Below are 23,437 nucleotides of genomic sequence, written 5' to 3' on the forward strand. Positions count from 1 at the left end.
CCATGACACTGGCACGCATCGGCGTGATCGGCCTCGGGATGATGGGCGGGGGCATGGCCCGGGCCCTGCTCGCCGCCGGGTTCGAGGTCACCGCCTACAACCGGACCGCGGCCAAGGCCGCCCCGCTCGCGGAGGCGGGGGCGCGGATCGCCGCGTCCCCGGCGGAGACCGCGGCGGACACGGACGTGGTGCTGCTCAGCCTGGCCGACGAAGCCGCCGTCACGCAGGTCGTGTTCGACGACCTCGCAACACAGCTGCGGCCCGGACTGACCATTGTGGACACGTCGACCGTCTCGCCCGCCTTCGCGCGGGAGACGACGGACCGGCTCGCCGCGCTCGGCGTGCGGCGGGTCGAGGCGTGCGTGATCGGGAACCCGAAGATGGCCGCGACTGGCGAGCTGCGGGTGTTCGTGGCCGGGGAACGCGCGTGGGCGGACGACGTGTCCGGCGTGCTGTCCGCGCTCGGCCAGGACGTCCGCTACCTCGGCGGGCCGGGCAGCGCCGGTGTGCTGAAGCTGGCGTTCAACCTGCTGCTCGGCGTGCAGACGGCCGGCCTGGCCGAGGCGGTCGCGCTCGCCGAGTCGATGGGCATGGAACGCGACCTGCTGCTGGACGCGTTCGACAACAGCGGCTGGCGTTCGCCGGTGCTGGCGTTCCGCGCGGACTTCATGCGGCGCCGCTCCTACCACCCGGCCGCGTTCCGGACGACGTTGATGCACAAGGACCTCCGGCTCGCGACGGCCGAGGCGGAACGGCACGGCACGGCACTGCCGCTGACGTCCCGCGCGGCCGAGCGGTTCGAGGAGCTGCTCGACGCGGGCCGTGGGGACGACGACGCGGCCGCGGTCGTCGAGCTGTCCCGGGCGGCTGTCCGGCCATGATCACGTGGCTGCTGTCCGTCGCGGTGCTGGCCGGCAGCGGGGTCGTGGCCGGGGTGCTGTTCGCGGTGGCGCTGAGCGTGCTGCCCGCCCTGATCACGATGCCGGCCGACCGGTACGTCTACGCGCACCAGCTGATCGGCAAGCGGTGGGACCCGACGATGCCGATCATCGTGCTCTCCTCCACGGTGATCGACGTCGTGCTGGTGTTCACGGCCGATTCCGGGAACGGGTTGTTCGCGGTGGCCGCGGTGCTGTTGCTGGCGGTTTCGATCGTCTCGCACTTCTGCAACGTGCCGATCAACCGCGTCGTGAAATCTCTCGACCCGGAAAGCATTCCGGCCGATTGGCGCGACCCGCGTCCGCTCTGGCGGCGCTTCCACCTGCTGCGGACGGCGCTGGCGCTGGTCGCGGTCGTGGTGAACGCCGTCGCGCTGGTGCCGGCCTGACGCTCGGTGCAAGTTGTCGTGAGTGTTTAGGGCGGTTAGAACCGCCCTAAACACTCACGACAAGCTGCGGCAGGCCGCGGAGCTTCGAGTGCCGTCCTAGGTGGGTTGTAGGGGTGGTCCGCATTCTGGATCACGTGAGCAGGAAACCGTTTGCCGTTATCCGTCTCGGATTCTTTTCGCGTGGAGGGCATCGATGAGCACGGTCGTCACCGGGATCGGCGTGGTCGCGCCGACCGGGATCGGCGCCACGGCGCACTGGGAGGCGGTCCTGGCGGGCAAGTCGGGCATCGCCCGCATCGACCGCTTCGACGCCTCCGGCTACCCGGTCCGGCACGCCGGCCAGGTGCCCGGGTTCTCGGCGAGAGAGCGGATCCCCGGCCGGCTGATCCCGCAGACCGACCACTGGACGCACCTCGGCCTCGCCGCCGCGGCCGACGCGCTGGCCGACGCCGCGCTCGACCCGGCCGGCGTGCCGGAGTTCGAGATGGCCGTCGTCACCTCGAGCTCGTCCGGCGGCACCGAGTTCGGGCAGCACGAGATGGAGCGGCTGTACCAGAACGGGCCGTCGTGGGTCGGCGCGTACCAGTCCATCGCCTGGTTCTACGCCGCGACCACCGGCCAGATCTCGATCCGGCACGGCATGCGCGGCCCGTGCGGTGTGCTCGCCTGCGAACAAGCGGGCGGCCTCGACGTCCTCGGCCAGGCGCGACGCCTGATCCGCGGCGGCTCGCGGGTCGTCGTCAGCGGCGGGACCGACGCGTCGCTGTGCCCCTACGGCCTCGTGGCCCAGCTGTCCGCCGGTGGCTTGTCCACAGTGGACGACCCGGCTCGCGCGTACCTCCCCTTCGACGTCGAGGCGTCCGGGCACCTGCCCGGCGAGGGCGGCGCGATCCTGATCGCGGAGAGCGCCGAAAGCGCCCGCGAGCGGGGCGTCGAGGCATACGGCGTCATCGCGGGGTACGCGGCCGGGTTCGACCCGCCGCCCGATTCGGACCGGCCTCCGGTGCTCAAGCGCACCATCGACCGGGCCCTCGCCGACGCCGGTGTCGCACCGTCCGAAGTGGACGTCGTGTTCGCCGATGCCTCCGGCGTGCCCGCCGCCGACCTGATCGAGGCTCGAGCCCTCGTCGAGACGTTCGGACCAGGGTCGGTACCGGTCACCGCGCCGAAGACGCTGACCGGCCGGCTCTACGGCGGCGGCGCCGCGCTCGACGTCGCGACCGCGCTGCTCGCGATGCGGGCGGGGGTCGTCCCGCACACCGTCGGCCCGGAGCGGCTCGCCCCGGGCTGCGACCTCGATCTGGTGACCCGGCCGCGGGACGCCGACCTGCGCACCGCGCTCGTCCTGGCCCGCGGTCACGGCGGCTTCACCGCCGCACTCGTCTTGCGCCGCCCGTAGCACCGAAGAACGGAGAAACCCATGAGCGAGTTCACCCTGCTGGAGCTCAAGGAGATCATGACGACCAGCGCCGGCGTCGACGAGGGCGTCGAGCTGGACGGCGACATCGCCGGCGTCGAGTTCGCGGACCTCGGTTACGACTCCCTGGCCATGCTCGAGCTGCGCAGCCAGGTCGAGCGCCGCTACGGCGTGAGCCTGCCGGACGACGCCGTCTCGGAGACGACCACGCCCGGCGACGCCGTCGCGTTCGTCAACGACCTGCTCTCGAAGGCGGCCGTCTGACATGGCCGGGCACACCGACAACGAGATCGTCATCGACGCGCCGCTCGAGCTCGTCTGGGCGATGACCAACGACATCCCGACGTGGACGACGTTGTTCAGCGAGTACTCCGAGGCGACCGTACTGTCCGAAAAGGATGGCACGATCCGGTTCCGCCTCGCGCTGCACCCGGACGAGAACGGCAAAGTCTGGAGCTGGGTGTCCGCGCGGACGCCGGACGAGGCCACGCACACCGTGCGCTCGCAGCGCGTCGAGACCGGCCCGTTCAAGTACATGTGGATCTACTGGGAGTACTTCGCGGTCCCCGGAGGCACCCGGATGCGCTGGGTGCAGGACTTCGAGATGAAGCCGCAGGCGCCGGTCGGCGACCGGGCGATGCAGGACCGGCTCAACACCAACACCCCGGTCCAGATGCTGCTGATCAAGGACAAGGTCGAGGCCGCCGCGCGCGCCGCGGTCTGAAGCGAGTAACGAAGGAGGTGCGCGGTGCTGCAGGTGCTCGTCCCGCTCGTGATCCTGGCCAACGGCCTCGCCGCGGGAGTCCTGATGGGAACCCAGCTCGGGGGCTGGCCACTGCTCCAGAGCCTGCCGGCGGATCGATACGTGCACGCGCACGCCTTCTTCGCCACGCGCTACGACCCGTTCATGCCGGCCTGCCTGATCGTGACGGTGCTCGGCGACGTCACGCTCGCGCTGGTCGCGGACGCGGCCGGCACGCGGCCGCTGTTCCTGGCCGCGACCGTGCTCGCGCTGGCCACGATCACCATCTCCCTGCTCAAGAACGTCCCGGTCAACAAGTGGGTGCGGGCCCTCGACCCGGACGACCTGCCCGCCGACTTCGCCGGTCGCGACCCGCGGCCGGGGTGGGGCCGGTGGAACCGGACGCGCACCGTGCTGTCGGTGCTCGCCCTGCTCGCCAACTGCCTCGCGCTCGGCCTGTCGCTGTGAGCCGCGACGCCCACGTCACCAGAACACGGAGGACCTGATGAATCTCGGTTTGGCAGGCAAGAAGGCACTCGTGACCGGCGGGACGCGCGGGGTCGGCCGCGGCGTCGTGCTCGCGCTGGCACGCCAGGGCGTCGACGTCGTCACGTGCTACCGGCAGGAGGGCGAAGCCGCCCTTTCGCTGGAGCGCGAACTGAAGGAGATCGGCGGCAGCCACCACGTCGTGCGCGCCGACCTGGCCGACCCGGCACAGATCACCGAGTTGCTCGGTGAATGCCGGACGCGGTTCGGGCAGCTCGACGTCATCGTCAACAACGCCGCGATCATCAACCACGTGCCGTACGAGAAGCTGTCGCTCGAGGACTGGCAGCGGACGCTCGACACCAACGTCACGGCCGTGCACCTGGTCATCCAGGGCGCGCTTCCCTTGCTGCACGAGGGAAGTTCGGTGATGAGCATGAGTTCGAAGTCGATCGAGGTCGGCATCCCGCTGCGGGCGCACTACACCACCACCAAAGCGGCGTTGCACGGACTCCACAGGTCGGTTGCCCGTGAACTGGGTTCACGAGGTATCCGCTTCAACATCCTGTCCCTCGGCATGATCCACACCGAGGCCATCGACGCGATGCCGGAAGAGCAGCGCGCGCTGATGATCCAGCGCTACAGCGACAAGACGGCGCTCGGCCGCCTCGGCACGCCCGACGAGGTCGCCGGCGCGGTGTCCTGGCTCAGCAGTGACTACGCGCGGTACGTGACCGGCTCGGTCGTCTCCGTCGACGGCGGGATCGCGTGATGGCCGCCTTCCGCGTCATGCTGCGCATGGAGATCAAGCCCGGCCTGGGCGGCGAGTTCGAGCGCGTCTGGGCGGAGATCGGCGACTCGGTGACGTCGCACCCGGCGAACCTCGGACAGTGGCTGTCGCGGTCCGACGAGGACGGCGTCTACTACATCGTCAGTGACTGGGTCGACGAGCCGCGCTTCCGCGAGTTCGAGACCAGCGACCGGCACCTGGAGCACCGGCAGAAGCTGCACCCGTACCGGTCGGGCGGCTCGATGACGACCATGCACGTCGTCGCCCACCTGCCCGGGAGCGCCGACGCGGGCCGCGCGCACGCCGAATGGGCGGTGACCCGGTGACCGACGGCGGCGTGCGCGTCCTGCTCTACCACGTGACCGACGACGCCGCCGGCATCGAAGCGGCCTACCACGAAGCCAGCGAACGGCTGGCCGGCACACCCGGCCTGCTGGGCAACGAGCTGCTGCGCTCGGTCCACGCCGAGAACGGCTTCGTGGTGGTCAGCTCCTGGGCCGACCAGGCCGCGTTCGACGCCTGGGAGCAGGGCGCCGGGCACAAGGACCAGACGGCGCCGCTGCGGCCCTACCGCGATCTGTCGCTGGCGCGGCCGTTCGCCGTCTACCGGGTCGCCGCGACCCACGTCGCGCCGTGACCGCCGACTTCACGACGGAACCGCGGTGGCGCTCGGCGGGCCGGGCCGTGCTCGGCGTGCTGATCGAGTGCGGCGGCGCGCTGGCCGGGCAGCCGCCGTTCAGCCCGGCCCCGGAATCCGCCGGGGAAACCGACGAACACCTTTTCGACACGCATGAGGGAGACGGTGCGTCATGACGACTTCGGTGACGAACCGCCCGCCGGACACGGCCGGGCCGGTGGAGGAGGAGTGGCTGTCCTGTCCGGACTGCCGTTCGCTGCTCTACCGCAAGCGCCTCGAGCGCGGCGCCAAGGTCTGCTACGAGTGCGGCCGGTACTTCCGGCTGACCGCGGCCGAACGGCTGGACCTGCTGCTCGACCCGGGTTCGGCCGAGCTGGTCGAGCCCGCCGCGACCGTGCACGACCCGCTGGAGTTCACCGACCTGCAGCCCTACGAGGGACGGCTGGCCAAGGCGCGGGAAGCCACCGGGACGTCGGACGCGGTGCTCGTCGCGCGGGGTGCCATCCGGGGCGCGCCCGTGGTGGTCGCGGTGATGGACTTCGGGTTCCTGGGCGGCAGCCTCGGCGCGGCCGCGGGCGAAGCGATCACGACGGCCGCCGAGACGGCGCTCGCCGACCGCGTCCCGCTGCTGGTCGTCACCGCGTCCGGCGGCGCCCGGATGCAGGAAGGCGTGCTGTCGCTGGTGCAGATGGCCAAGACCAGCAACGCGATGGCCGCGCTGGACGAGGCCGGCCTGCTGACCGTCACCCTCGTCACCGACCCGACGTTCGGCGGGGTCGCCGCGTCGTTCGCGACGCTCGCCGACGTGATCGTCGCGGAACCGGGCGCCCGCATGGGGTTCGCCGGCCCGCGCGTCATCGAGCAGACGATCCGGCAGCGGCTGCCGGAAGGCTTCCAGTCGTCGGAGTTCCTGCTGGAGCACGGGCTCGTCGACGACGTCCGCGCCCGCGCCGAACTGCCGTTCGTGCTGGCGGCGCTGTTCACCGCGACCCGGCCGGTCGACCCGGACTGGGGCGAGAGCGACACCGACCCGGTGATCCGCGACGTCGTCGCGCTGGACCGGCGCGACATCCGGCAGACCGTCGAGCTGGCCCGGCACCCCGACCGGCCGACGACGCTCGACCACGCCGGCGCCTGGCTCGACGGGTTCGTCGAGCTGCACGGCGACCGCGCGGGTGAGGACTGCCCGGCCATCGTCGGCGGCCTCGCCGCCATCGACGGGCTGCCGGTGATGCTGATCGGCCACCAGAAGGGCCACGCGACCGACGAACTGGTGCGCCGCAACTTCGGTATGCCGTCGCCGGCGGGCTACCGCAAGGCCGCGCGGCTGATGCGGCTGGCGGGCAAGCTCGGCGTGCCGGTGGTGACCCTGATCGACACCCCGGGCGCGCACCCCGGCCTCGACGCCGAACGCGCCGGGCAGGCCGGCGCGATCGCGGAGTGCCTGCGGGTGCTCGGCGGGCTGCGGGTGCCGGTGGTCAGCGTCGTCACCGGGGAGGGCGGCAGCGGCGGCGCGCTCGCGCTGGCCGTCGGCGATCAGGTGCTGCTCTGCGAAAACGCGACTTACTCGGTGATCAGCCCCGAAGGCTGCGCCGCGATCCTGTGGCGCGACCCGGCGGCGGCCGGCGTCGCCGCGGAAGCGCTGCGGGTGGACGCGAGGTCGTTGCTGGACCTGGGCGTCATCGACGGGGTGGTGCCCGAGCCACCCGGTGGGGCGCACCGCGACCCGGCCCGCGCGGGACTGCTCGTGCGTGACGCCGTCGTGTGCGCGTTGCGCGAGCTGCGCGGCCGGGACGGCGCCGGCCTGGCCGCGGCCCGGCGGGCCAAGTTCCGCCGGTTCGGGACCCTTGAAGCGGCGCGGGAACGGAGCTGAGTCATGACCAGGACTTATCCCGAGATGACGACCGACGAGGACTCGGTGCTGCCGGCCTCGACGTTCGGCGGGCTCGACGCGGAGGACGCCATGGCGATCCTCGGGCGCAGCCTCGCCGACGCCGTCCGCGCGGCGCCGGAGCCGCCGAGCCGGGCCGTGGTGCGGTTCGGCTGCGCCAGCATCGAGGTCGAGTGGCCGGTCGGGGTGCGCGTCACCGAGGGGGTCGCCGTCGCGGCCCGGCCCGAGGTGAGCGACCCGGCCGAGGACCTGGTGGCGGTGGCGGCCCCGGTGGTCGGCACCTTCTACCGGTGCCCCGAGCCGGGGGCGCGGCCGTTCGTCGAGGTCGGCGACGAGATCGAGGTCGGCACGCAGGTGGGCATCGTCGAGGCGATGAAGCTGATGAACCCGATCCTCGCCGAGGAGGCCGGCGTCGTCGCGGAGATCGTCGCGGGTGACGCCGAGTCCGTCGAGTACGGCCAGCCGCTGCTGCTGCTCCGGCCGCGAACCGAAGGGTGACGCGCGTGACTTCCCAGTCTGACCCGCCGTTCCGCAAGATCCTCGTCGCCAACCGCGGCGAGATCGCGCTGCGCGTCGTGCGGACCTGCCGCGAGATGGGGATCCGCACGGTCGTCGTGCACTCGACGGCCGACCGCGACTCGGCCGCCGTCCGGCTGGCCGACGAGGCGGTGCAGATCGGGCCGGGGGCACCGCGCAAGAGCTACCTGTACCCGGCGATGATCATCGAGGCCGCGCTGCGCACCGGCGCGGAGGCGATCCACCCCGGGTACGGGTTCCTGTCGGAGGACCCGGACTTCGCCGAGATCTGCGACAAGAACGGCATCGTGTTCATCGGCCCGCACCCGGACGTCATGGCGCGCCTCGGCGACAAGGCGACCGCGCGCGAGCTGATGGCCGCGGCCGGCCTGCCGGTGGTGCCCGGTTCGGCCGAGGCCATCGCCTCACCGGCCGAGCTGGTCGAGACCACCAAGCGCGTCGGCCTGCCGGTGATCATCAAGGCGTCCGCGGGTGGCGGTGGTCGCGGCATGTCGGTGGTCCGGGAGTGGGACGAGCTGCTCCCGACGTTCCGCACGACCCGCGCGACGGCCCGCGGCGTGTTCGGCGACGACCGCGTCTACCTCGAGCGGTACTGGGAGAACGCGCGGCACATCGAGGTCCAGGTGCTGGCCGACAACCACGGCACGGTGCTGCACCTCGGCGAGCGTGACTGCTCGGTGCAGCGGCGGCACCAGAAGCTGATCGAGGAGAGCCCGGCCCCGCTGCTCCCGCCGGCCTTGCGCGAGCGGCTCACCCAGGCGGCCGTCCGCGGCGCGGCGGCGGTCGGTTACACCGGCGCCGGTACGTTCGAGTTCCTGGTGGACGGTGACGAAGCGGCGTTCATCGAGGTGAACTGCCGGATCCAGGTGGAGCACCCGGTGACGGAGGCGGTCACCGGGATCGACCTGGTCCGCGAGCAGATCCGCGTCGCGGCGGGCCTGCCGCTGTCGGTGACGCAGGAGGAGGTGCGCCCCAACGGCGTCGCGATCGAGTGCCGGGTGAACGCCGAGGATCCGCGCCGCGACTTCGCGCCGTGCCCGGGCCTGCTGAGCGAGTTCGTCCCGCCGGGCGGCCAGTTCGTCCGGGTGGACACGCACGCGTACGCGGGCTGGCACGTCCCGCCGTACTACGACTCGTTGCTGGCCAAGGTGATCGTCTGGGCCCCCGACCGCGACCAGGCGATCGCCCGCATGCGGCGCGCGCTCGCCGAGTTCCGGATCGCGGGGCCGGGCATCAGCACGACGAGCGAGCTGCTGCAGGAAGTCCTGGCCGACCCGGTGTTCCGGGCGGGCCAGCACAGCACCTCGTTGCTGCGGAAGTGAGGCGGCGATGCGCACGGCCCCGGACCCGGGCCGCATCGCCGACCTGGGCGGCCGCCTCGGAACGGCGTTGCGCGAGCGCCTCGACGCGGTGACCCGCGGCCTGGGCCTGACGTTCCGCGAGTACCAGTGCCTGGAAACGCTCCGCGGCGCCGACGGCCCGGTGACCGCGGGGCGCCTCGCCCTGGAAACGCAGCTCTCGACGGGCGCGGTGACGGGAATGCTGGACCGCCTGGAACGAGCGGGCCACCTCCACCGCCGAAAAGACCGCCTGGACCGCCGTCGCATCCTGGTGGAGTGCACCCCCTCGGGAGCGGCCCGGGTGGCGACGGCGAGGGAGGCGCTGTCCCGCCTGCCGGAGGCGGTGCTGTCGAACTGCACGGTGGCGGAGCTGCTGGCGGTGGAGCGCTGCTTGACCCTCTGGCTGGCGGCGCTACCGGACGAGCCGGCTTGAAACGGCTGTCGAGGGTCACGTCGGTCAGTGCTCGACCGGCTCGGACGTGGTGGGTGAGGTGGGCGCCGGGCCCGGGTCCGAGGCGGCCGGTCCGGCCAGGGCCAGTCCGGCCACCAAGGCGAGTGCGACGAGCAGCAGCGCGGCCCGGACCAGCGACGAAAAAGAACAGACGACCATCATGGCAGACTCCTCGAATTTCCCGGCTCAGCCGGACTTCGACGATTTCGACGTGGACGCGAAATCGGGGGACTGCATTGATGGTGCGCGTGCGACGGCGACGCCGACAAGGTGTTTCCCGTTGCCCGGCAGGAGCTTCCGAGGTATCCGGCCGCGGGGTCCGGGCGGCCGTCTCGGCTCGGAGTTCAGTGCGTGGTCATGGCGGTTTCCTCACGACTGGATCGAAGTTTCCTGTCGATTGATCGGTATCGGCTCCGGTTTCGCTACCTCGAGGTGCCGATTCATCGGCAAGTGTCCTGTTTTTGGCTGGTTCCCTCGCGGGTCCGGGCCGGTTCCACCCCGGGAGGGAGTTCCGGCGCCGGTCGCGCGTCGACGATCGGGTGCATGACTACAACGCCTCCTCGCTGGGCCGTCGTCGCCGCGCATCTGGTGCCCTTGGTGACCTTGCCGTCCGGGTTGTGGCGGATCGCCTTGGTCGCCGGGTTGCCGCTCGGGCTTCGGATCGAAGACGCCGATGTCGGCGGGGACGCGGCCTACATCGTCGGGCTCAGTGTGGTTTCCGAGGCGCTCGCGCTGCTGACCCTCGGGCTCGTGCGGCCGTGGGGTGAGCGGGTGCCGCGGTGGGTGCCGCTGCTGGGCAGGCGTCGCGTGGCGCCGTGGGCCGCTATCGGACCCGCGGCGGCCGGGGCGGTCGCGCTCGCGGTGATCTGGGGCTTCGCCTTCCGGGACTTTCCGGACTTCGGGCTCGTCGCGTTCTCCCACCCGGCCGGGCACGTCCTGCTCGTGGCGTGTTACCTGCCGGTACTGCTGTGGGCGCCGCTGCTGGGCGCGGTGACGTGGAGCTACTACCGGCGGCGCTGCTGACCGGCTCGGGAGCGCCGTCCGTGCCATCATCGGGCATGGCCACCCTTCGCGAAGCCCGCGAGCCGGAGCTCAACAGCGGGATTCTGCCCGGGAACGTGCGCGCCGACGACTGGATCATGCTCATCCTGGCCGCCGGTTCGGTGGGGTTGCTGGGGTTCACGCTCCTCAGCCCGCCCGCGCGGGACGTCGGCCTGGTGCTCTTCTACATCGACTGCGGGATCTGCGCGATCTTCCTCGGCGAGTTCCTGTGGCGGTGGCGCAAGCGCAAGTGGGCCAAGAAGTTCCTCGTGCGCAACTGGTACGAGCTGTTCGCCATGATCCCCGTCGCGCACCCGTTCATCGCCGGGCACAAGTTCATCGGTGTCGTGCTGCTGCTGATCCGGATCGGGCGGGCCGCGGACCGGGCCGTCGGGGAGCAGTTCACTTATCGGCTTGTCGACAAACTGTCCGAGCCGATCGTGAAGGCCATCAAGAAGCCGGTGACCATCGCCGTGCTCGACGAGGTCGTCAAGGTCCTCGAGACCGGCAACTACCCCGAGAACCTGGCGAAGTCGCTCGGCGCCAACAAGGACGAGCTGCGCACGATCATCGCCGAGAAGATCGCCGCCGACCCGCAGCTCGGCAAGCTCAAGCGGCTGCCGTTCCACGACGAGATCGTCCGGACGGTCGTCGACACTTCCTTCCGCGTGCTGCTGGAGGTCCTGCTCGACCCGCGGATCGACGACTTCTTCTCCACGGTCGTGCGCGACAACCGCGAGCAGATCCGCCAAGCCGTCCAGCTCGGCCTCAACGACCTCGACGCCGAAGACGAGCAACACAAGCTGCCGACGCGAACCCAGCGCGAAGCGGCTCACGAATACGACACGCTGCACCGCAAGCCCTGACGACGAAGGCCTCCTCGCCGGGGTCGGGTCCGGCAAGGAGGCCTTCATTGTGTTACCCGGTTACGGGTAGCTCACCACGTTGACCGGCACGGTGCCCGTAGGCGTGACCCCGCCCGTGTCGTTGATGACGTGGGTGATCGTGCCGCGGTAGTTGAGCGACACCGTCAGCAGGCTGTGGAACTTCACGCCGCTGTTGTTCGGCACCTCGAACGCGTGGTAGCTGGACACCGCCGGGTTCGTGTCGAAGAAGCAGTAACTCCCGAGACCCCAGGCCTCATGGGACGTCACGTTCGCTCCGACCTTGTACGCGGCGTACCCCGCGACCCCCGATGGCGCGTTCCACGACGCCTGGTTCGGCACGTCGTAGGGCATCTCGTTCTGGAAGAAGATCGTCTTCCCGCCCTGGCCGTTCCAGATCACCTGGTACTTCTGGTAGTGCTCGACGAACAGGCCGGTCGCCAGCACGTTCGCGCCGTTGACCACCAAGCCCGTCTCGGCCGTGTTCGTGTTCCAGCCGACCGTGCCCGCGTTGCCGTGGTCGGCGCGCCAGGCCCAGATGTGGTCGATGATCGTGTTGGCGCTGTTGACGATCAGGCTGTTGGTCGCCTTGCCGGCGATCGCGCCGCCGATCCGGAAGAACACGTCCTGGACCGTTGTCGGGTTCGCCGCGTGGGACGCCGTCGAGCCGGACTGGCCGACCGTCAGCAACGCCTGCGAGTTCGTGGTGCCGGCGTCGAACAGCAGCCCCTTGAGCCGCACGCCGTCCACATCGGACACCTGCATCGCGTTGACGCCGTTGTCCGGCACCAGCGTCGGGTAGCCGATGCCGAGGATCGTCGTGTTGGCGCGGGTCACGTTGAGCGTCTGGTTGAGGTGGTAGATGCCCGGCGTGAAGAACAGGTTGCAGCCCGCCGCGAGCGCGTTGTTGATCGACGAGGCCGTGTCACCGGCCTTGACGACGTAGAACTGGCTCATCGGCGCCGACGTGCCCGGGGTGCTGCCGTTCGCCCAGCTCGGGCCGGACGCGTTGGTGCGCAGCGAAGGCAGGAACACGCGGTACTTGCCGGTGCCGTCGACGTACAGGTACGGCACGTCGCGGGAGACCGGCGTGGTCGCCAGTGTCGTCTCCGGCGGGTTCGGGAACGTGGTCGCCGGCGCACCGCTGGTGCCGGAGAAGACCATGTTCCAGACGCCGCCGTTCCAGCTGCCGAGCTGCGAGTCGCGGGTGTACCACTGCTGCTGCGAGATCGACGCGGCCTGGCCGGCCACCTTCGTGTCGGCGATGTAGCCGCCGCTCGCGTAGCCGTAGCTCGCCGGGTAGAGCTGCAGCCCGCCGCGGACGTCCATCCGGCGGAACGGCGCGGCCTGCGCGACCGCCCAGCGCTCCTGGCCACCGGAGGGGTTGACCGCCAGGTTCTCCGCCGAGCGCCAGAAGTTCTGCAGCGCGACGCCGTTGTCGGAGGCGTTGAACGCGTCCACCGTGACGTCGCCGTTGATCAGGACGTCGCCCGGGTTCTGGCCGAGGCCGGCCACCGAGGTGTAGAAGCCGACGTTGTCGTGCACGTTGTTGTACGTGCCCGGCTTGAACAGGTGGGCGACGCGCCGGTCCGCGAACTGCGCGGTGAGCGTGTCCTTCTGGTTGTTGAAGTCGGTGTCCAGCTGCGCCTGGATCGTCGCCGCGGACATGCTCGGGTCGAAGATCCGCACGTTGGACCCGAAGTTCGGGGTGTCCGACTGCGTCGGGCAGCCGGCCTGGGTGCCGATCGTGTAGGTCGCGCTCGACACCGCCGAGGTCGTCGAACCGGACTTCAGCGCGATCGCGTTGACCGTCCGCGAAGCCGGGACGCTGATCGGCGCGGTGTACTGCGGCGACGACGCGGTGGGCGTCGAACCGTCCACTGTGTACCGGATGGTCGCGCCGGAGGTGGCGCTGCTGATCGTCACCGTCTGGGTCGTCGAGTACGTCCCGCCGGGCGGGCTGAACGTCGGCGCCGCGACCGTCGTCGTGCCGCCGCCACCCACGGTGAAGGTGAAGTGCGGGGTGTCGTACTGCGGCCCGCTCTTCTCGTAGGTGAACCAGTAGTCGAGCGTGTTTCCGCTGCTCAGGCCGTTGACGGTGGAGTGCCACGTGCCGGAGGCGTTGGTCATCCGGACGTTCTGCTGCCCGACGCCCGGCACGCCGGTGTAGTGGACGTCCACGTACACCGCGGGGGTCGTCGGGGTGAAGTTGAGCTGCAGCTGCGTCGAGCTGAGCTGCGTGACGCTCTGTGTGTAGTCGTCCGCGGCCAGGGCGGCCGGGGCGTTGAGCCCGGCGCCTAGCAAGAGGGCTGCTGCGGTGAGGGCGACGGCGCCGCGCCGGCGTCGTCGAAGCTTTTCAAAGGTCCGGGCCACGCCGTGACACCTCCGCCGTTGGGGATCCACGAGCATTTGTTGCGAGTCACAACAAAGTAGCTCCCGCTCAGCGGTGCTTCGATCACGAATCGGTAACACTTGTCTGGACCAATCAGCCGTCAGGGTGAGGCGTTCTGTGATCGATGACCCGATTTGCCCGGCGGTGGGCGAATGACTGAACCGAGAAACCCACTTCGGTCGGGTGACCCCGATCGTGTGACATGCGACGATCCCGTGCCACACCGTGGTCCCCTACCGAGGAGTAGGAATGACTGTTTCGCGTGGCAGAACCTTCGTCCGGGCCCTTGTGGCCTTCACCCTCGTCGCGGCCCCGGTGGCCGCCGCCGTCCCCGCCGACGCCGCGCCGTCGCAGAGCGGCGGCGTGATCAGCTTCGGCTGTGCCACGTCCGGGAAAATGCCCGGGAAGATGCACTGTCTCGGCAAGGCCATCCGGTCGCCGAAGGGGTCCGGCCCGCTGCTGACGTCGACTCCGGTGGGTTACGGCCCGGCCGAGATCCAGGCCGCTTACAACCTCGGCGGCCTGCACGCGAACGGCCGCACCGTGGCCGTCGTGGACGCCCTGGACGCGCCGACCGCCGAGGCCGACCTGGCGAAGTTCCGTGCCGCGCGCGGACTTCCGGCCTGCACGACGGCCAACGGCTGCTTCAAGAAGGTCAACCAGAACGGCGCCGCGAGCCCGCTGCCGGCGGGTGACTACGGCTGGGCCGAGGAGATCAGTCTCGACCTCGACGCCGTGTCGGCGACCTGCCCGGACTGCCACATCCTGTTGGTGGAGGCCGACTCCCCGGACACCGACCCGTTGATGACGGCGGTCGATACGGCCGCGGCGACGCCGGGAGTGGTAGCCATCTCCAACAGTTACGGCGGCACCGAGGATCCGACGATCCTGGCCGCGGACGCGCACCTGAACCACCCGGGCATCGCGGTGACGGCGTCGTCGGGTGACTCGGGTTACGGCGTGAGCTGGCCGGCGTCCTCGCCGTACGTCACGGCGGTCGGCGGCACGACGCTGAAGAAGTCCACGAGCGTCCCGCGCGGCTGGACGGAAACAACGTGGAACGGCAGTGGCAGCGGGTGTTCCACACTGGAGGCCAAGCCGTCGTGGCAGCACGACACGGGCTGCGCGAAGCGGACCGTCGCCGACGTCTCGGCGGTCGCCGACCCGGCCACCGGACTCGGCGTCTACGACACGTACAACAGTTGCGGCAACTCGGCTTTCTGCGACCTGCTGCTGGCGCTGGGCCTAGCCCAGGGGGCCGACGGCTGGGTCCAGGTCGGCGGCACGAGCCTGTCGTCGCCGGTGATCGCGAGCGTGTACGCGCTGGCCGGCAACGCGGTGACGTCGGGTTCGTACCCGTACGCCCACACGGGCAGCCTGAACGACGTGACGTCGGGTAACAACGGCAGCTGCGGCGGCACGTACCTCTGCACGGCGGGCGCCGGCTACGACGGCCCGACCGGCCTGGGCACGCCGAACGGCACCGGCGGCTTCTGACTCACGCACCACCGAAAAGTCCGCTGTGGACGATCACCGTGATCGTCCACAGCGGACTTGTGGCGGCCGGCGGTCAAACCCTCCACGGACGGGTGACGTTTGCGCCGCGCGTTTTCGCGGATCCCGGGGCGGGGTAAAGATCACTGCATGCTGGACACCGACGTGCTGTCGACGACACGGCCGCGGGCGCTGGGCATCACCACGCCGCTCGGCGCCGTGCGGTTCGCCGTGCGCGTCGGCGGCTGGGACGTGCCGGCGCGGCCGGAGCTGACCTGGGGCCTGGACTCCGGTGGGTGGCTGTGCCGGTGGCGGCACCGGTCCGTGCGGCTCGACGTGCTGTCCGGGTCGAGCACGCCGCACTCGCCCGACGGCTGTCCCGCCGTCACCCGGCAGACCACCATCTTCCGCGTGCTGGCGCGGGAACCGCTCAGCGAGTTCGCCGTCCAGGCCGAGCTGCTCGGGCCGCAGGAGGTGAGCCCGCACGACGCCGGCTTCACGGCCGAGAGCGCCGACGCGGTCGTCACCGTCGGCGGGCCCGGCGTCGACGCGCTGCGCGGCTGCGCGCGGGCCGGGCAGCACGTGCCGCCGTACTGGTCTGCGGCGCTGGCCGACGACGCCGTCGAGCAGGACGGCTCGCGGCTCACCTGGCAGCTCCCGGCCGTCGACCGCGGGGACTACGCCGAGCTGTGGGTGTCGGCCGCGTGGGGCGAGCCGGGCGAGCACCCGGGCACGCACCTCGCGGTGGACGTCGATCCGGCGCGGGTGCTGCGCGAGCTCACGCACTGAGCTGTCACATCCCGCTCGCGGGATCCGTCAAGGTGGGGAGGGCACCTGAACGAAGGACGGAAAACCCGTGAACGACGCCGACTGGCTGGCGCACCGCTTCGAGACCCACCGCGAGCACCTGCGGGCCGTCGCCTACCGGATGCTGGGCTCGTTGAGCGAAGCCGACGACGCCGTGCAGGAGTCGTGGCTGCGGCTCAGCCGGAGTGACACTTCCGACGTCGGGAACCTGGCCGGCTGGCTCACCACGGTCGTCGGGCGCGTCTGCCTCGACATGCTGCGCTCGCGCAAGGCCCGGCGCGAGGAGTTCGTGCCGGACCCGATCGTCAGCCGGGAGGACGACAGCCCCGAAGAGTCGGCGCTGCTGGCCGATTCGGTCGGCCTCGCGCTGCTGGTCGTGCTCGACACGCTCACCCCGGGCGAGCGGCTGGCGTTCGTGCTGCGCGACATGTTCGCCCTGCCGTTCGACGAGATCGCGCCGATCGTCGGCCGCTCCGAAGCCGCGACCCGTCAGCTCGCGAGCCGCGCCCGGCGCCGGGTGCGGGGCGCGCCGGTCGCGCCCGACCCGGACCTCGCCCGGCAGCGTGCGGTCGTCGACGCGTTCCTCGCGGCCGCGCATGGCGGCGACTTCGAAGCGCTCGTCGCGGTCCTCGACCCGGACGTCGTCCTGCGCGCGGACCGCGGCGCGGACCGGGGCGGCTCGATCGAGGTCACCGGCGCGGCGGCGGTCGCCGGCCAGGCCCTGACGTTCTCCCGCCTCGGCGCGCGCGGCGGCACGGTCCGCCACGCCCTGGTCAACGGCGCGGCCGGCGTGGTGGCCACGCGCGACGGGCACCCCTTCTCGGTGCTCGGGTTCACGGTCGCGGGCGGCCGGATCGTGGAGATCGACATCCTCGCCGACCCGGTGCGGCTCGCCCGGCTCGACCTGACGGTGCTCGACTGAGCGCGCACACGCTGTGGAGTTGATCCACTACCTGGTGCTACCGTGAGGAGTATCGGCGCAAGGGGAGGGGTCGACGTGGGGAAGCACGAGAAGAAGGACGACGACGCGGACGTCCAGAAGGGCACCGAGAGCTCGGAGAGCGGCAAGCACCGCAAGTGAGCCTCACAGCTCGACGACCGCGCCGGTCTCGTCCGTGACCAGCGCGATCCGGTCCAGGGCGTCGAAGTGCAGGTAGCGCCGCGTCGCGTCCGCGTACAGGCGGATCGCCTCGGCCACCACGATCACCAGTTCGCCGTCCTCGAGCGAGTACAGGTCGTCCGGTGACAGGACTTCGTGCACCCCGGCGCCGTCGGTGACGAGCGTGCGGACCCGGCGCCCCGTGTGGTCGTAGCCGTAGAGCTGGTTGACGCCGTCGTCGCCGTGGATCCCGCGCAGCCGGCCGAAGACGTCCCGGATCTCGATGCCCGGCAGCGGTTTCGGGAGCCCGGAGACCGCGGGCGGCTCGATCTCGCGCAGCAGCCCCCGCGGGCCGCGGACCACGTGCCGTCCCGGCCCGAAGTGCTCGCTGACGCCGTTCGCGTAGTGCACCGCGGTGCGGCGGCCGCGCACGTCGTACTGGACGGCGTCGACGAACCCCGGCACGCTCACCAGCCGGCTCACGTCGTCGTACTGGTGCCGCACGGTCAGCCGGCCGTCCCCGGCGTCGGGGTAGGTCACCTGCGAGAGCCGCCCGTCGGCGCGGCGGACGACGTCGAGCCGGTACTCGATCGCCACGTGCGCCGGGCGCCAGCGCTTCGTCACCGGGTGGCCGAGCGCGTCGTAACCGATGAGCGTGACGCCCGATTCGTCGGTGACGCGCACCAGCCGCCCGCAGCTGTGCGGGCCCGCTTCGAGCGGCACCGGGAGCCCGCCGTCGTGGTAGGTGAACGTCGTGACCGGCGGCCCGGCCGGGTCGTCGACCAGCACCGCGGCCACCCGGCCGGCCACGTCGTGGACGCGGTACACCGTGCGCCCGCCCGGGGTCCACGCCTGGGCCGAGTTCCCGGCCGCGTCCCGCACGTGGACGACGCCGTCCGCGCCGCGCAGCACCCGGCCGAGCAGGTCGCGCACCGGTTCGTCGGCGGGCGGCGCCACCACGCCGGGCTCGAACGTCCGGACCGAGCCGTCCGGGGTGGTCACCCGCACCGGCCGGGCCAGCGCGTCGTACCGGTACTCGGTCGCCGGGGCCCGCCGGCCGCCGATCCGGAACGCCCGCGACGTCCGGCAGACCAGGCCCCGCGCGCAGTACTCGTGGTGCTCGTCGACGACGTCGCCGAGGAGCTCGGCGTGCCGTCGCTGCAGCAGCCGCCCGGCGCCGTCGCGCACCTCCGCCGTCGTGAGCACCTCCGCCTCGCCGGACACCGCGCGCTGCTCGGTGGTGACCCGCACCGGCCCGTGGTGGTCGTAGCGGTGGCGCAGCGTCGGCAGGTCCGCCGTGTCGCCCGGGCGCACGACGGTTTCCGGGCGGCCCAGGGGATCGTGCGTCACGGTGGTGACCGCGCCCGCCGGGTCGGTCACCTCGCAGACCCGCGCCGACCGGACGTCGTACCGCGTCGCCGTGACGTTCCCGACCGGATCGGTGGCCACCTCGGGGAAGCAGCGGTCTTCCGAATACCGCACTTCGTGGTGGTCGCCGCGCGGGCCGGTGGTCGTGGTCCGCAGCCCGGTGACGTTGTCGAGCCGCCGGTGGAACGTCGTGACCCACCAGCCGCCCTCGTTGTCACGGCGGTGGTAGCCGTGGCGGCCGAGGTCCGGCGGGACCGGACCGTAGACGTCGGCGACGAGCGCGTCGGTGAGCACCAGCTCCTCCCGCGCGGTGAGCAGTCCCTGCGAACCGGCGGTCCCGTCCGGACCCTCGTCGTAGCGGAACAGCTTGTCCGACAGCACTTTCCCGGCGCCGTCCAGCTCGCGGACCCGCGCGGGCAGCGCGGTGAACCGGTGGTCGGGGTCGGTCGCGTAGGTCGTGCGCGTCTCGCGCACGGACGGCTCCTGACCGGGCCGTTCGGTCGTCTCGACCACCCGGACCGGGTTCCCGGCGGCGTCCAGGTCCGACTCCGTCGTGGTGACCGAGACGGGTTTCTCCTGGCGCTCGAACACGGTCGTCACCGATTCGGTCCACTGTGGACGGCTGCGGTGCTCGACCCGGCGGTACGGCCGGGCGGCGTCCGGCGAGTCGTCGAGGCCGAAGGTCTCCTCCTGCCGCAGCCGCCCGTCGTCGCCGAACCAGCGCACGGTCCGCAGGGTGGGCGCGTGCTCGTCACCGAGCTCGTCCTGGACGACCCGGCCGAACCCCGTGAAGGCGTCGCCGATCCGGCTCTCGTGGTACTCGAACTCGGTGGTGCCGGCGTGCCCGGTCGCCGCCTCGCGCAGCGTGACGCGCCGGACCACCGGGATCGTCTCGACCGTCGTGTACTCGATCGCGGTGCGCAGGCCGATGCCGTTGTCGATTTCACTGAGCCGCCCGGCGTTCGGGAGGTCGCCGGGTTCGAGGGAGTAGTACGGCACCGGCTCTTCGTCGGCGTCGAGGAGCAGCACGCCGGTGTCACCCCGCGAGCGGGTGCGCGCCGGGAGCCGGACCCGCGGCGCGGCCGGCGGTTCCGAACGGGCGTAGGCGAGGCGCAGCACCGGCGCGGCCGCCTCGGCGCCCCGCGCGTCGAACCCGGTCAGCGCGACGGACGCCAGCACGGACGCTCCGGTGCTGTCGTCGGCGTCGTAACCGAGGGTCCAGCGCCGGACGAGCGGGTGCGCGGCGTCCGGCACCCGCAGGTCGATCCGGGAGCAGCGCAGCGCCGTCGTCACGCGGCCCTCGACCAGGACGTCCGGCCGCGGCTCGTACGCGAAGTCCACTTCGTACGGTCCGTAGGAGACGCGCGCCAGGTACGCCTGCCCGCTGTGGTGCGCCCAGCTGAACGCCGTGGTGTTGCCCAGCGCGTCCTCGGTCCGCTCGAGGTGCCACGCGTGGCTGCCGGAGCGGCCGCCGTCGGAGGTGCCGAGGAAGTGCCGGGCGCCCGAGCGCGCGGTGAGCACAAAACCTTCGCCGCGGCGGGCGAGCCGGCCGCTGGTCCGGCTCCGCGCGCGGCCGTCGTCCAGCCGGACGTTCGGCAACGGCACCGCGAACCCCGCGCCGAACGGCCCGTTCGGCGCGCCGGTGACGTACCGCAGCACCAGCGACGGCGCGATGCCGCCCGGGCCTGCCGGCAGGTCGAGCGGTACCGCGAAGCTCCCGCCACCGGTGGCGGGTTCCGGCGTGAAGGCGCGGCCCAGCCCGCGGACCCGTGCGGGCTGGGCCGCGTCCTGGACGCTCGACCGGAGCAGAGCCATGGCGATCTCCCCGAATGCCGGGTGGCACTGGCGCGCCACCGGTGACTTCCGGGGTCCAAGTGGGTGAGTCGCCGGTGTCAGATACGTCTTCACCCGTTTGCCGTCGCAGTTATGCATTCGTGACGTCCGTGCCGTATCCCGGGGGCGGCTGCCCGGTCTTTCCCGAGTAACCAGTCGTGATCAATGGCGGGGGCGAACGAGAGGGTGGACCCGATGGTGGTCAGGTTCGTGAGGGACGAGGGCTCCAGAGCGGCGAAGGAGGACGCCGGCACGCTGAACGAGCTGCCGGCCCCACCGAGGCAGCTGCTCGACCGGCACGGCGCGCGGGTGCTCGACCCGGCGACGTCGACGGCGGTGCCGGGCCGGCCCGTGCCGCGCACGACCGTGTACCGGCCGGGGGTGTTCCTCATGCCGAACCGCTACCTGCGCGACGAGCGGACCCTGGCCGCGATCAACGGTGTGCTGGCCCGCATCGGCATCTACGCCGAGCCGGCCGACCGCGGCGGCGACACCAAGGCGACCGCCCGGGCCCAGCAGCTCGAAGACCTGCCGGCGCGGGCCCTGCTCCACGTGCGCGAGGACTCCGACCCGGTCGTCGTCGACTGCTGGAAGGCCGTCCAGCTGCTGCGCGGCGCGTCCGCGGGCGAGAACCCGGAAATCGACCCCAGAATTGCTGCCGCGGTCTCCGTGGAGCACCTGCTGTTCACCACGCCGGTGTTCGGTGGGGTGCCGTGGGAGACCAGCGGTCTCGGCGGAACTCCCTGGGAGACCAGCGGTTTCGGCGCGGGCAGCTCGTACGGGCGCACGCGCGGCGCCAACCGGATCCCGGTCACGCTGTCCGCCGCACCGCCCTACCGCGGCACCAAGCCCGCACACCGGCGGCCGGTGATCGCGGTGCTCGACACCGGCATCGGCCCGCACCCGTGGTTCGGGCTGCCCGACCGCAGCGGCCCGCCGCCCGCCGGCGTCGGGCTCACCGTCGCGCCGGACATCCAGGCGGCGATCCTGCAGGCGGAGACCGACTCCGGCGTCACCGTGCCGACGCAGCTGCTCAGCGACTACTGGGACGCGCCGACGACCGGCCAGCCGCTGATCGGCGACGTCGACACCGACACCGGCCACGGCCTGTTCATCGCCGGCATCATCCGGCAGGCCTGCCCCGAAGCCGACACCCTCGCGATCCGCGTGGTGCACAGCGACGGCGTCGCGTACGAAGGCGACGTGCTGCTCGCGCTGCACCTGCTGGCCGACCGGGTGCGCGACGCGCAGGCGAACAACCGGCCCGAGAACATGGTCGACCTCGTCTCGCTGTCGCTGGGCTACTACGAGGAAAACCCGGTCGACGTCGCCTACACCGGCCAGTTCGCCGCGGCGATCGCCGGCCTGACCGACCTCGGCGTGCTCATCGTCGCGGCCGCGGGCAACGACGCCACCACCCGCCGCTTCTACCCGGCGGCCTTCGCCGACCAGCCGCCCGGCCCGAACGGCGGCCCGCAGGTGATCAGCGTCGGCGCGCTCAACCCCGACCGCACCGCCAGCAAGGCGCTGTTCTCCAACGAAGGCCCGTGGGTCCGCTGCTGGGCGACCGGCGCGGGCGTCGTCAGCACCTACCCGGACGACGTCCGCGGCAGCGCGTCGGCCGACCACGAAGTGCCGGAGCAGGGCCGGAACTCGTTCGACCCGGACGACTACAGCGCCGGCTTCGCGGTCTGGGACGGCACGTCGTTCGCCGCGCCGCTCGCCGCCGCGGAGATCGGCAAGACGCTGCTCAAGACGGCCGGCGCCGACCTCGCCACGGTCGACCGCGACACCGTCGTCAAGCGGGCTTGGACCGCGCTGGGCGCACTGTGACCGTGGCCAAAACGGACCACGGGCGGGTCGCCGCCTTGTTCGGCGCCGCGCGGGACGGGGACCGCGCGGCGCTGGACGAACTCGTCGTCCTGCTCACGCCGCTGCTCTGGCAGGTGGCGCGGGACCAGGGCCTGGACGTCGACCAGGCGTCGGACGTCGTGCAGACGGCGTGGCTGCGCCTGCTCGGCTCGTTCGCGGAGATCCGCTCGCCGGTGGCGCTCACCGGCTGGCTGATCACCGTCACCAAGAGGGAAGCCTGGCGGACAGGGGAAAAACGCCAGATCGAACGGCCGCTGCCGGAACTGCCGGAGCGGCTCGCCGAAGCGTCACCGGCACCCGAGGAGGGGGTGCTGCGCGACGACGAGCGCGCGCGGTTGTGGCGCGCGGTCGACAAACTGCCCGAACGCTGCCGCAGCCTGCTGCGGATCGTGGCGTTCGTGCACCGGCCGGACTACGCCGAAGTCGGCGCCCGGCTGGGAATGCCGAGGGGGAGTATCGGCCCGACCAGGGGACGTTGCCTCGCGCGCCTGCGTGAGCAGCTACTCGCCAACGGCGAAGGAGATTGGCTGTGACCACCGTCGAACCACCAGGTGCCAACGAGCCCTTGGACGAGCTCGATCTCCGGCTGCTGGCCGGGGTACGCGAGCTGTGGGAAGACGCCGACCCGATGCCCGGCACGCTGGTGGACCAGATCCGGTTCGCGATCCAGCTGGCGGACGTCGACCTGGAAGTGATGCGGATCCGCGAAGAGGAGGGACTCGTCGGCGCGAGGAGCGCGGCCGAGCAGGGCAGGCTCATCACGTTCGACAGCGAAAGCCTGACGATCATGGTGAACGTGAGCCCCGAGCCGGCGGGCACGATCCGCCTGGACGGCTGGCTCACCCCACCGGACGAGCACCCGATCGAGGTCCGCACCAGCGGCGGCCCGCTGACCACGACGTCCGACCCCGAAGGCCGGTTCGCGGTCTGCGGTGTACCGCACGGAATGGTGCAGGTCGTGGTCCGCACAGTCGGCCGCGCGAGGACGGTGAGCACGCCGGCCATCGAGTTGTGACCCGCGCTTTCCGG

General features: G+C 71.8%; 25 protein-coding genes. 22 read left to right on the plus strand and 3 right to left on the minus strand.

The window, feature by feature from the left end:
• Positions 1–2: 2 nt before the first annotated feature.
• The 14 genes from OG494_RS40785 to OG494_RS40850 all read left to right on the plus strand — a co-directional run bounded on the left by OG494_RS40785 (position 3) and on the right by OG494_RS40850 (position 9,600).
• On the plus strand, positions 3–881 hold the full coding sequence (locus tag OG494_RS40785) for an NAD(P)-dependent oxidoreductase (protein WP_328447972.1): 879 nt from the start codon (positions 3–5) through the stop codon (positions 879–881).
• Positions 878–1,327, plus strand: a complete 450-nt coding sequence (locus OG494_RS40790; protein ID WP_328447974.1) for a DUF1772 domain-containing protein — start codon at positions 878–880, stop codon at positions 1,325–1,327. Before OG494_RS40785 ends, OG494_RS40790 begins: the two co-directional genes overlap by 4 nt.
• Positions 1,328–1,520: 193 nt before the next feature.
• Positions 1,521–2,726: a ketosynthase chain-length factor gene (locus OG494_RS40795; RefSeq protein ID WP_328447976.1), complete on the plus strand. Its 1,206-nt coding sequence runs from the start codon at positions 1,521–1,523 to the stop codon at positions 2,724–2,726.
• A gap of 21 nt (positions 2,727–2,747) precedes the next feature.
• Positions 2,748–3,008 (plus strand): acyl carrier protein, encoded by a 261-nt coding sequence (locus OG494_RS40800; RefSeq protein ID WP_247058700.1) that lies wholly within the window; start codon positions 2,748–2,750, stop codon positions 3,006–3,008.
• Position 3,009: 1 nt separating this feature from the next.
• The gene (locus tag OG494_RS40805; protein WP_328447978.1) at positions 3,010–3,468 is read left to right on the plus strand and encodes an SRPBCC family protein; all 459 of its coding nucleotides are present in this window, start codon (positions 3,010–3,012) and stop codon (positions 3,466–3,468) included.
• Between the two features lie 24 nt (positions 3,469–3,492).
• Positions 3,493–3,954: a DUF1772 domain-containing protein gene (locus OG494_RS40810; RefSeq protein WP_328447980.1), complete on the plus strand. Its 462-nt coding sequence runs from the start codon at positions 3,493–3,495 to the stop codon at positions 3,952–3,954.
• A 37-nt stretch (positions 3,955–3,991) separates the two neighbouring features.
• Complete coding sequence (locus tag OG494_RS40815; RefSeq protein WP_328447982.1) at positions 3,992–4,744, plus strand: SDR family NAD(P)-dependent oxidoreductase; 753 nt, start codon at positions 3,992–3,994, stop codon at positions 4,742–4,744.
• Positions 4,744–5,088, plus strand: coding sequence for an antibiotic biosynthesis monooxygenase family protein (locus OG494_RS40820; protein ID WP_328447984.1), 345 nt, complete (start codon positions 4,744–4,746; stop codon positions 5,086–5,088). Before OG494_RS40815 ends, OG494_RS40820 begins: the two co-directional genes overlap by 1 nt.
• Complete coding sequence (locus OG494_RS40825; protein ID WP_328447986.1) at positions 5,085–5,399, plus strand: antibiotic biosynthesis monooxygenase family protein; 315 nt, start codon at positions 5,085–5,087, stop codon at positions 5,397–5,399. Before OG494_RS40820 ends, OG494_RS40825 begins: the two co-directional genes overlap by 4 nt.
• Complete coding sequence (locus OG494_RS40830) at positions 5,396–5,575, plus strand: hypothetical protein (RefSeq protein ID WP_328447988.1); 180 nt, start codon at positions 5,396–5,398, stop codon at positions 5,573–5,575. Before OG494_RS40825 ends, OG494_RS40830 begins: the two co-directional genes overlap by 4 nt.
• Positions 5,572–7,272: an acetyl-CoA carboxylase carboxyl transferase subunit alpha gene (gene accA / locus OG494_RS40835; protein WP_328447990.1), complete on the plus strand. Its 1,701-nt coding sequence runs from the start codon at positions 5,572–5,574 to the stop codon at positions 7,270–7,272. Before OG494_RS40830 ends, accA begins: the two co-directional genes overlap by 4 nt.
• Positions 7,273–7,275: 3 nt before the next feature.
• Positions 7,276–7,788 carry an acetyl-CoA carboxylase biotin carboxyl carrier protein gene (locus OG494_RS40840; protein ID WP_328447992.1) on the plus strand — a complete coding sequence of 171 codons (513 nt, stop codon included), beginning with the start codon at positions 7,276–7,278 and terminating at the stop codon, positions 7,786–7,788.
• A gap of 5 nt (positions 7,789–7,793) precedes the next feature.
• A complete protein-coding gene (locus OG494_RS40845; protein ID WP_328447994.1) occupies positions 7,794–9,149 on the plus strand; it encodes an acetyl-CoA carboxylase biotin carboxylase subunit in 1,356 nt (451 codons plus the stop codon).
• Positions 9,150–9,156: 7 nt separating this feature from the next.
• A complete protein-coding gene (locus tag OG494_RS40850) occupies positions 9,157–9,600 on the plus strand; it encodes a MarR family winged helix-turn-helix transcriptional regulator (protein WP_328447996.1) in 444 nt (147 codons plus the stop codon).
• A gap of 24 nt (positions 9,601–9,624) precedes the next feature.
• Here the strand turns inward: OG494_RS40850 and OG494_RS40855 are convergent, their stop codons facing one another.
• The gene (locus tag OG494_RS40855; protein WP_328447998.1) at positions 9,625–9,780 is read right to left on the minus strand and encodes a hypothetical protein; all 156 of its coding nucleotides are present in this window, start codon (positions 9,778–9,780) and stop codon (positions 9,625–9,627) included.
• A gap of 381 nt (positions 9,781–10,161) precedes the next feature.
• Between OG494_RS40855 and OG494_RS40860 the strand changes: the two genes are divergently transcribed.
• Positions 10,162–10,641 carry a hypothetical protein gene (locus tag OG494_RS40860; RefSeq protein ID WP_328448000.1) on the plus strand — a complete coding sequence of 160 codons (480 nt, stop codon included), beginning with the start codon at positions 10,162–10,164 and terminating at the stop codon, positions 10,639–10,641.
• Between the two features lie 35 nt (positions 10,642–10,676).
• The gene (locus tag OG494_RS40865) at positions 10,677–11,525 is read left to right on the plus strand and encodes an ion transporter (RefSeq protein WP_328448002.1); all 849 of its coding nucleotides are present in this window, start codon (positions 10,677–10,679) and stop codon (positions 11,523–11,525) included.
• 60 nt (positions 11,526–11,585) lie between these two features.
• Here OG494_RS40865 and OG494_RS40870 read toward each other — a convergent pair whose 3' ends face one another.
• The gene (locus OG494_RS40870) at positions 11,586–13,916 is read right to left on the minus strand and encodes a chitobiase/beta-hexosaminidase C-terminal domain-containing protein (protein ID WP_328448004.1); all 2,331 of its coding nucleotides are present in this window, start codon (positions 13,914–13,916) and stop codon (positions 11,586–11,588) included.
• Positions 13,917–14,184: 268 nt separating this feature from the next.
• On the opposite strand from OG494_RS40870, the gene OG494_RS40875 reads away from it, so the two are divergent.
• From OG494_RS40875 to OG494_RS40885, 3 genes are all read left to right on the plus strand, one after another.
• A complete protein-coding gene (locus OG494_RS40875) occupies positions 14,185–15,432 on the plus strand; it encodes a S53 family peptidase (RefSeq protein ID WP_328448006.1) in 1,248 nt (415 codons plus the stop codon).
• Positions 15,433–15,579: 147 nt separating this feature from the next.
• A complete protein-coding gene (locus OG494_RS40880; RefSeq protein ID WP_328448007.1) occupies positions 15,580–16,218 on the plus strand; it encodes a hypothetical protein in 639 nt (212 codons plus the stop codon).
• A gap of 67 nt (positions 16,219–16,285) precedes the next feature.
• Entirely contained in the window at positions 16,286–17,158 is an 873-nt protein-coding gene (locus OG494_RS40885; protein WP_328448009.1) for a sigma-70 family RNA polymerase sigma factor, read from the plus strand.
• Positions 17,159–17,320: 162 nt separating this feature from the next.
• On the opposite strand, the gene OG494_RS40890 is transcribed toward OG494_RS40885, so the two are convergent.
• On the minus strand, positions 17,321–20,518 hold the full coding sequence (locus OG494_RS40890; protein ID WP_328448011.1) for a SpvB/TcaC N-terminal domain-containing protein: 3,198 nt from the start codon (positions 20,516–20,518) through the stop codon (positions 17,321–17,323).
• A 213-nt stretch (positions 20,519–20,731) separates the two neighbouring features.
• On the opposite strand from OG494_RS40890, the gene OG494_RS40895 reads away from it, so the two are divergent.
• From OG494_RS40895 to OG494_RS40905, 3 genes are read left to right on the plus strand one after another with little or no spacing between them, the layout of a single operon-like run.
• Complete coding sequence (locus OG494_RS40895) at positions 20,732–22,369, plus strand: S8 family peptidase (RefSeq protein ID WP_328448013.1); 1,638 nt, start codon at positions 20,732–20,734, stop codon at positions 22,367–22,369.
• On the plus strand, positions 22,366–22,941 hold the full coding sequence (locus OG494_RS40900) for an RNA polymerase sigma factor (protein ID WP_442874343.1): 576 nt from the start codon (positions 22,366–22,368) through the stop codon (positions 22,939–22,941). Before OG494_RS40895 ends, OG494_RS40900 begins: the two co-directional genes overlap by 4 nt.
• Positions 22,938–23,423, plus strand: a complete 486-nt coding sequence (locus OG494_RS40905; RefSeq protein WP_328448017.1) for a hypothetical protein — start codon at positions 22,938–22,940, stop codon at positions 23,421–23,423. Before OG494_RS40900 ends, OG494_RS40905 begins: the two co-directional genes overlap by 4 nt.
• Positions 23,424–23,437: the final 14 nt, after the last annotated feature.

The sequence above is a fragment of the Amycolatopsis sp. NBC_00438 genome (genome assembly GCF_036026695.1).
Classification (GTDB): domain Bacteria; phylum Actinomycetota; class Actinomycetes; order Mycobacteriales; family Pseudonocardiaceae; genus Amycolatopsis.